General features: G+C 66.6%; 7 protein-coding genes. 2 read left to right on the top strand and 5 right to left on the bottom strand.

Annotation, left to right across the window (positions count from 1 at the left end; all coding sequences use genetic code 11):
- Window positions 1–31 precede the first annotated feature (31 nt).
- From AC10QF_RS06720 to glnA, 4 genes are all read right to left on the bottom strand, one after another.
- The gene (locus AC10QF_RS06720) at window positions 32–1,756 is read right to left on the bottom strand and encodes a ShlB/FhaC/HecB family hemolysin secretion/activation protein (protein ID WP_111176817.1); all 1,725 of its coding nucleotides are present in this window, start codon (window positions 1,754–1,756) and stop codon (window positions 32–34) included.
- Window positions 1,757–2,051: 295 nt separating this feature from the next.
- Entirely contained in the window at window positions 2,052–3,482 is a 1,431-nt protein-coding gene (locus AC10QF_RS06715) for an ammonium transporter (RefSeq protein WP_049439776.1), read from the bottom strand.
- 21 nt (window positions 3,483–3,503) lie between these two features.
- On the bottom strand, window positions 3,504–3,842 hold the full coding sequence (locus tag AC10QF_RS06710; protein WP_004134334.1) for a P-II family nitrogen regulator: 339 nt from the start codon (window positions 3,840–3,842) through the stop codon (window positions 3,504–3,506).
- Between the two features lie 342 nt (window positions 3,843–4,184).
- Window positions 4,185–5,594, bottom strand: coding sequence for a type I glutamate--ammonia ligase (gene glnA, locus AC10QF_RS06705; RefSeq protein ID WP_005420964.1), 1,410 nt, complete (start codon window positions 5,592–5,594; stop codon window positions 4,185–4,187).
- 223 nt (window positions 5,595–5,817) lie between these two features.
- Between glnA and AC10QF_RS06700 the strand changes: the two genes are divergently transcribed.
- Together AC10QF_RS06700 and AC10QF_RS06695 are read left to right on the top strand one after the other, a co-directional pair.
- A complete protein-coding gene (locus AC10QF_RS06700; protein ID WP_164261633.1) occupies window positions 5,818–6,612 on the top strand; it encodes an undecaprenyl-diphosphate phosphatase in 795 nt (264 codons plus the stop codon).
- A 74-nt stretch (window positions 6,613–6,686) separates the two neighbouring features.
- On the top strand, window positions 6,687–7,511 hold the full coding sequence (locus AC10QF_RS06695; protein WP_005420968.1) for an META and DUF4377 domain-containing protein: 825 nt from the start codon (window positions 6,687–6,689) through the stop codon (window positions 7,509–7,511).
- Between the two features lie 157 nt (window positions 7,512–7,668).
- Here the strand turns inward: AC10QF_RS06695 and AC10QF_RS06690 are convergent, their stop codons facing one another.
- The gene (locus tag AC10QF_RS06690; protein ID WP_005420969.1) at window positions 7,669–8,280 is read right to left on the bottom strand and encodes a YbhB/YbcL family Raf kinase inhibitor-like protein; all 612 of its coding nucleotides are present in this window, start codon (window positions 8,278–8,280) and stop codon (window positions 7,669–7,671) included.
- Window positions 8,281–8,287 lie beyond the last annotated feature (7 nt).

Raw genomic sequence — 8,287 nt, 5'->3', positions numbered from 1 at the left:
GCGGACTGCGCAGGCCGGTCATGTGCAGGTGTCAGAACGAGACGCCCACGTTCATTCCGAACGTGGTGTAGGCGGTCTGGAAACCACGCGGCTTGGACAGCGGGCTGCCGACGAACGCATCCCAGTTGATGTGGCGGGTGCCACCGCGAAGTCCGAGCGCGGTGCCGGTGAGCCGGTTGCCCAGCAATCGCGCCGTGGACGGGCCGGCAACACGCCCGTGATCAACGGCAACGTAGGCCTCCACGCCGCCGCCCAGGGGCACGCCTACTTCATTGCGTAGCAACCAGCCACGCTCACCGGTCAGCGACATTTCGCCATCAAAGCCACGCACGGTGTAGCGGCCACCAATGGAGAACCGGTCCTGCGGCACCAATGGCGAGCGGTTCCACTGCGCGCGCCAGCTGCCGATGTAGCGCAGGCTCTGCTTGACCCACTGCAGGGGCAGGACCAGCTGCGCGTCCGCGGTATAGATGCGGCCATGCGCCGTGCCTTCGCCAAAGGCCTCTTCCGGCGCACGCAACGCGTTGAAGGCACCGGTACCCTTGCGGTACGCCAGGTTCACATCCAGCGTCGCCTTGCCGATGAAGTGACGGTGGCCCAGGCCCAGCTCCCAGCCGGCCATGCGGCGGCGCTGCACTTCAATCTCGGTGTCGTTGATGAAGTTGTCCGATTCGCGATACCAGCCACGCGCGTACATGCTGGTCTTGGCGTGCGCATTGCGGAACAGCATGCGGGTCAAACGCAGTTCCGCATTGCGGCTGGAGCCGCTGTAGACGTAGTTCTCGAACGCACCGGCAACGGTCTGCTCATAGTCGTACTTGCTGGCATTGGCGCCCAGCAACCAACCGCCCAGCGGCAGGCTGTAGTGCGCCGCCCAGCTGTCGGTGCCACGTTCGCTGCCATTGAACACCGATCTGCCCACGTTGATGTAGAACAGATCGCTCAGGCCCGCAGGGTTGTCCACCGACACCGTGGCACCGGCCTGTATCTTGCCCGTGCTCTGGCTGCCGGCATCGTCCAGGGTCAGATTGACCCGTACCGGGCGCGCCTGCTTCCAGCTGATCACCAGGTCGCTTTCGCCGGGTTTGGCGGCCGCGCCGTCGGCTGGTGGCGCGATCTGTATGTCCACCGAGGCAGTCGGCACGCGTTGCAGGTTCTCCAGCGCCTGCTCGATGTCACGCAGGTTCAGCACCTCGCCGCGCGTCACCGGCATCGAGTTCCAGAGGGCGGGGGTACGGCCTTTTCCATCGGCGAAGCGGATGGCGTTGACGCGCCCTGGCACGACCGTGAGCGTCAGGATGCCGGCCTTCAGGTCCTGCGGTGCGGCCAGGATGCGGGTGGTGACGTAGCCGCGCTCGATGATCGCGTTCTGAACGCGCTTCATCACGACGTCCACGCCGCCCGTACCCAAGCAGCGCCCGGTGGCGGGATCGCTGCGGGGATCAGCTGCCGCCAGCGCCCAGCGGAAGCGGTCCGCAAGATCCCCCTGCAGCGCGATGGCGTTGATGGTGAAGCACGGTGACTCCTCCACCGGCAGGTGGCCGAGGTCTTCGGTAGCCGGCTGCAGGCGGACGTCCGGCGTGGACTCCTGCTGTTCACGCAGGAGGCGCTCGCGCTCCTGCTGCCGGAGCAGTTCCTGCTCCGGCGACACCGTCTGCGCCCATGCCGGCGCCTGGAGGCCGGCGATGGCCAATCCCACGCCCACGGACAACCGCCACCGCAACGCGCGGCTGCGTACCTTACGTCCCTGTTTCACGATGCTCTTTCCCTGCGGATAACTGCCAGTCCGACGAGTATTCGGCTGGAAGAGGCCGCACTTTAGGGGAATCGCATGGAAGGCGACAGAGCCAGCAAGCTACGCGGGCCAAAGCCTTGCCCAGCAAAGTGTGATGTCCGACGAGGCGGCTTCTGGCAGCCGGCGGCCATCGGAATCTGCTCCGACACTGCCAGCCGGTGGATAGACATTGGCGGCCCTAGGGCCGCCGAGGGCGGACGCCCGCTACTGCCTGTGCGACGGCGGTAACGAGGCGTCCGCGAAACCGTGAAGCCGGTCAGGCCTCGTACGCCGATTCGCCGTGCGAAGTCACATCCAGGCCGGTGCGTTCGGCCTCTTCGGTCACGCGCAGGCCGACCACGACCTTGACCATCAGCAGGATGACCGCGGTCACCACCGCCGACCACAGTACGGTCAGGCCGACGCTGACCACCTGCACCCACACCTGGTGGGCGATATCCAGATCGGCCTTGGTACCGCCCAGCGACTGTGCACTGAACACGCCGGTGAGGATCGCGCCGACGATGCCGCCGACACCATGCACACCGAACACGTCGGCCGTGTCGTCCACTTTCAGCAGGCGCTTGAGGCCGGTCACGCCCCACACACAGACCACGCCGGCGACGAAGCCGATCACGATCGCGCCGAGCGGGCCGACCGTGCCGCAGGCCGGGGTGATGCCGACCAGGCCGGCCACCGCACCCGACGCCGCCCCCAGTGCCGACGGCTTGCCCTTGCCGATCGCTTCCACCAGGGTCCAGCCGAGCACGGCGGCGGCGGTGGCCAGCACGGTGTTGAGGAAGGCCAGCGAGGCCACCGTATCGGCCGCAGCGGCGGAACCGGCATTGAAGCCGAACCAGCCCACCCACAGCAGCATGGCGCCGATGTAGGTAAACGGTACGTTGTGCGGCTTCAGCGCGGTCTGGCCGTAGCCCAGGCGCTTGCCGACGAACCACGCGCCAACCAGGCCGGCCACGCCCGCGTTGATGTGGACCACGGTGCCACCGGCGAAGTCGATCGCGCCCAGTTCACCCAGGTAGCCGCCGCCCCAGACGATGTGTGCCATCGGGATGTAGCTGAGGGTGAACCACAGTGCCGAGAACAGCAGTACCGCACGGAACTTGATGCGCTCGGCGAAGGCACCGACGATCAGCGCGGTGGTGATGCCGGCGAAGGTCGACTGGAAGGCGACGAACAGGTAGTCCGGCAGGCCCTTGATCGGCGTGTTGCCCACCGAGTCGGGCGTGAAGCCCTTGAGGAAGGCGAATTCGGTGAACGAACCGAAGAATGGATTGCCCGCGCTGAACACCGCGCTGTAGCCGTAGGACACCCACAGCAGCAGCACCAGCGAGAACACCACCAGGATCTGGCTGAGCACCGACAGCACATTCTTCGAACGCACCAGTCCGCCGTAGAACAGGGCCAGGCCCGGCACCACCATCAGCAGCACCAGCAACGTGGAGGTGAGCATCCAGGCGACGTCGCCACGATCGTAGGCGGCGGCCGCTTCGGCCACGGCCGGCGCAGCGGCGCTGGCGGCCGGATCGTGCAGCGGCTCGACCGCAACGGTTTCGCTCGGCAGCGGCGACACCTGTGCCTGGGCATGGGCGCTGCCCGGCCACGCACCTGCGGCCAGCGCGCTGAGCAGCATCAACAGGCACACCAGGTGGAACCGGGCCTGCCACCCGGTGAGAAGGCGCATCTTCATTGGGGAGTCTCCGGAAGGGGGTTACAGCGCGTCGGCACCGATTTCGCCGGTGCGGATGCGGATGACCTGTTCGACGGCGGTGACGAAGATCTTGCCGTCACCGATCTTGCCGGTGCCTGCCGACGACTGGATCGCTTCGATCACCGCGTCGGCACGCTCGTCGGTGACCACCGTTTCGATCTTGATCTTGGGCAGGAAATCGACGACGTACTCGGCGCCGCGATACAGCTCGGTGTGGCCCTTCTGGCGACCGAAACCTTTCACTTCGGTCACGGTGATGCCCGACACGCCTGCATCGGACAGGGCCTCGCGGACCTCGTCGAGCTTGAACGGTCGGATGATGGCGGAGATCAGTTTCATGCGCATGTCCCGAGGGTGGATGGGGCCAGCGCGCCAGCGCGCGTTGGCATCAGGCAACCACAGGTCATCAGGGTGATGACCGTGGCTGTTGCACCGGACACGTACAGGGCCGGGACGGCCGTGCCTCTCTCCTTGCACGACCGACGCGGGAGGGAGGGCGGCCCTGGTCGCGTATCCGGTCTCTCTTGCCCCTGTTTCAGCGGACCGGCAGTCCGCTGTACTGCAGCGGGCCAGCGACCCGCTCTACAACGGCGGGCCTGCGCCCGCCTTGCGGCTCCCCAGCCGCGAGAACGGAAGCGATGGCGGCGGGTGGGAGGGGGGACCCACCGCCATCGCGCCCGGTCAGCTGGCGTAGTACAGCTGGTATTCCAGCGGGTGGGTGGCCGCGCGGAACTTGGTCACTTCCTGCATCTTCAGCGCGATGTAGCCGTCGATGAAGTCATCGCTCATCACGCCGCCGGCCTTGAGGAACTCGCGGTCCTTGTCCAGCGCTTCCAGCGCCTGGTCCAGCGAGGAGCAGACCTGCGGGATCAGCTTCTCTTCCTCCGGCGGCAGGTCGTACAGGTCCTTGTCGCTCGGTGCACCCGGGTCGATCTGGTTCTTGATGCCGTCCAGGCCGGCCATCATCAGCGCGGTGAAGGTCAGGTAGCCGGACTGGATCGGATCCGGGAAGCGCATTTCGATGCGGCGCGCCTTCGGGTTGGACACCCACGGAATGCGGCACGAGGCCGAACGGTTGCGGGCCGAATAGGCCAGCATCACCGGCGCCTCGAAGCCCGGCACCAGGCGCTTGTAGCTGTTGGTGCCCGAGTTGGCGAAGGCATTGATGGCCTTGGCGTGCTTGAAGATGCCGCCGATGTACCACAGCGCCAGCTGGCTCAGGCCACCGTAGCCGTCACCGGAGAACAGGTTGGTGCCGCCCTTGGACAGCGACTGGTGCACATGCATGCCGCTGCCGTTGTCGCCGACGATCGGCTTGGGCATGAAGGTGACGGTCTTGCCGTTGCGGTGCGCGACGTTCTTGATGACGTACTTCATGCGCAGCAGCTCGTCGGCCTTCTGCACCAGGGTGCTGAACTTGGTGCCGATCTCGCACTGGCCCGCAGTGGCCACTTCGTGGTGCTGCACTTCCACTTCGATGCCGACCTGTTCCAGGGTCTTGCACATTTCCGCGCGCAGGTCGTGCAGGGTGTCGGTCGGCGGAACCGGGAAGTAGCCGCCCTTCACGCCCGGACGGTAGCCGCTGTTGGCGCCGTCATACTTGGCGCCGCTGTTCCACGCCGCTTCTTCCGAGTCGACCTTGAAGAAGGTGTTGCCCATTTCGTTGGCGAAACGGACCGAGTCGAAGATGAAGAATTCCGGCTCCGGGCCGAAGAACGCGGTTTCGGCGATGCCGGAGGACTTCAGGTAGGCCTCGGCACGCTTGGCGATGCCGCGCGGGCAGCGGCCATAGGCCTGCATGGTGGCCGGATCGAGGATGTCGCAGCTGATCACGATGGTCGGATCGGCGTAGAACGGGTCGACGTAGGCGCTGGACGGGTCCGGCAGCAGCACCATGTCCGATTCGTTGATGCCCTTCCAGCCGGCGATCGAGCTGCCGTCGAACATCTTGCCTTCTTCGAACAGCGACGGTTCGACGATGCTGACCGGGAAGGTGACGTGCTGCTCGACGCCACGCATATCCACGAAACGCAGATCGACGAACTCGATCTGGTTGTCCTTGATCAGCTTCTCAACGTTTTCCACGGACATCGGTACGACCTCGGATGGGGATGAATGCCTGCTGAGGTACAGCAATGACCGTGCCAACTTTTCGATACCCGCAAGTCGTTGATTTCAATATGGCTGCCCCGCGCCGGTGCAGAACGGTGCGCACCAAACCGGTGCGCCCGCCAACAGACGCACCCGTTTGGTGCAGCAGGGATCGTCTATCCTCTCGACCTTCTTCCTTCCGCCGCGCGTGCCCGCACCGTCCATGTCCGACCTGCTCTCCGCCCTGCTGCTGGGCATCCTCGAAGGCTTGACCGAATTCCTGCCGATCTCCAGCACCGGCCACCTGCTCATCGCCCAGCACTGGCTGGGTGCCCGCTCGGACTTCTTCAACATCGTCATCCAGGCCGGCGCGATCGTGGCCGTGGTGCTGGTGTTCCGCCAGCGCCTGCTGCAGCTGGCCACCGGCTTGAACCAACGCGAGAACCGTGAGTACGTGTTCAAGCTGGGCGCTGCGTTCCTGGTCACCGCCGTGGTCGGCCTGGTGGTGCGCAAGGCCGGCTGGTCGCTGCCGGAGACGGTCAGCCCGGTGGCCTGGGCACTGATCATCGGTGGCGTCTGGATGCTGCTGGTGGAGGCCTACACCGCGCGCCTGCCCGACCGCGACCAGGTGACCTGGACAGTGGCGATCGGCGTGGGCCTGGCGCAGGTCGTGGCCGGCGTGTTCCCCGGTACCTCGCGCTCGGCCTCGGCGATCTTCCTGGCCATGCTGCTGGGCCTGAGCCGTCGCGCCGCTGCCGCCGAGTTCGTGTTCCTGGTCGGCATTCCCACCATGTTCGCCGCCAGCGCCTACACCTTCCTGGAAATGGCCAAGGCCGGGCAGCTGGGCAGCGAGAACTGGACCGAGGTGGGCGTGGCCTTCCTTGCCGCGGCCGTCACCGGCTTCGTCGTAGTGAAGTGGCTGATGGGCTACATCAAGTCGCACCGGTTCACCGCCTTCGCCCTCTACCGCATCGCGCTGGGCGCGGCGCTGCTGCTGTGGTTGCCCTCCGGCAGCTGAACAGCGCCGGCCGCACGGTAACCCCATGGCCGGCCCCACCCCGTTTCCCCCACGGTTCCCCAAGGAGAATCACCATGAACCGCAAGCTCACCCTGCTCCTCCCGCTGGCCCTGATGGCCGCCTGCAGCCAGACCCCGGCCCCGGCCGGCAATGGCGGCGACGACGTGGCCCCGGCCGCGACCAAGGCAGCGGACCAGCAGACGCTGGCGCACCTGGATGCGCAGCGCCTGCAGAGCCAGCACTGGCTGCTGCAGCAGGCCACGGGCGCCGACGGCAAGCGCATCGACGCGCTGTTCGCCCGCGAAGACAAGCCGGTCACCCTGGACTTCGCTGATGGCCGCCTGTCGGTCAGCAACACCTGCAACCGCATGGGCGGCGGCTACACCCTGGCCGACGGCAAGCTGACGGTCAGTGCGATGGCCTCGACCATGATGGCCTGCACCGACAAGGCGCTGATGGCGCTGGACGAAGCCGTGTCGAGCCGCCTGCAGGGCGAACTGAAGGCCGAGCAGGATGCCGATGGCAAGCTGACCCTGACCAATGCCAAGGGCGACGTGCTGGTGTTCAACCCGGAACCGACCGCTGAAACCCGCTACGGCGGCGCCGGCGAAACCGTGTTCCTGGAAGTGGCCGCGAAGACCGAGAAGTGCTCGCACCCGCTGATCCCGGACTACCAGTGCCTGCAGGTGCGCGAAGTGAAGTTCGACGACAAGGGCCTGAAGCAGGGTGAGCCGGGCAAGTTCGAGAACTTCTACGGCAACATCGAGGGCTACACCCACGAAGACGGCGTGCGCAACGTAGTGCGCGTGAAGCGCTACGAAGTGAAGAACCCGCCGGCCGATGCGCCGTCGCAGGCGTATGTGCTGGACATGGTGGTCGAGTCGGCCATCGAGAAGTGATGTAGAGCCGACTGTCAGTCGGCTGGCACTTGAAGGGCGGCCGCAAGGCCGCCCTTCTTCGTTGTGGGTAGAGCCGGCCGCTGGCCGGCTGCCATGCGCGGATCCGGCAGCACACGGGCGTTGCCGGCCAGCGGCCGGCACGACCCGTTATGCCGCCTCAGCCCAGCGCCGGATTCAACGTATAGGTGCCGTGCAGTGCCGCTTCGGCCAGCACGTGGCCGTGCATGGCCCGGTACGCGTCGGCGGCGGTGAAGCGTGCCGGCAGCTGCAGCGATGCCACGTCCAGCGCGAACACGCGGAAGAAGTAGCGGTGCACGCGCTCGTCGTTGAACGGCGGATAGGGGCCGTCGTAGCCCAGGTAGTCACCGGCCATGTCCGGGTTGCCGGCGAACCAGCCGGTGAAGTCGTTCAGGCCCTGGCGGCTGCCGGCCGGCCCGGCCGGCGTGGTCTTGCCCTTCACCACGAAGCCGTCGCTGCAGCTGCCTGCGGCAATCTCGCGCACCGAAGCCGGAATATCGGCCATCACCCAGTGCACGAAATCACAGCGGGGCTGGTCGCGCGGCACGCTCATGTCGGTGCGGCCGACCGTCTCCGGCACGGTCGGCACGTCCGGATCGACGCATACCAGCAGGAACGAACGGGTGCCCTCCGGCACATCGCTCCAGGCCAGGTGCGGATTGCGGTCCGGTGCGAAGCCCGCCGCATCGCCTGCGGCGAATTCGCGGTCGATCGGTGCACCGTTGGTCAGGCTGTGGCTGCTCAGTTGCATCGGCGTG

Source organism: Stenotrophomonas maltophilia complex sp. Om-AH-Sm3, from assembly GCF_059337855.1.
Note: the sequence above shows the minus strand (reverse complement) of the source record. Positions and strands in the feature narration are given on the sequence as shown.

Bases quoted from the DNA above. Each gene is read 5' to 3' on its own strand.
- AC10QF_RS06690 (WP_005420969.1), bottom strand. From the start codon at position 8,280: ATGCAACTGAGCAGCCACAGCCTGACCAACGGTGCACCGATCGACCGC.
- AC10QF_RS06695 (WP_005420968.1), top strand. From the start codon at position 6,687: ATGAACCGCAAGCTCACCCTGCTCCTCCCGCTGGCCCTGATGGCCGCC.
- AC10QF_RS06710 (WP_004134334.1), bottom strand. From the start codon at position 3,842: ATGAAACTGATCTCCGCCATCATCCGACCGTTCAAGCTCGACGAGGTC.
- glnA (WP_005420964.1), bottom strand. From the start codon at position 5,594: ATGTCCGTGGAAAACGTTGAGAAGCTGATCAAGGACAACCAGATCGAG.
- AC10QF_RS06700 (WP_164261633.1), top strand. From the start codon at position 5,818: ATGTCCGACCTGCTCTCCGCCCTGCTGCTGGGCATCCTCGAAGGCTTG.
- AC10QF_RS06715 (WP_049439776.1), bottom strand. From the start codon at position 3,482: ATGAAGATGCGCCTTCTCACCGGGTGGCAGGCCCGGTTCCACCTGGTG.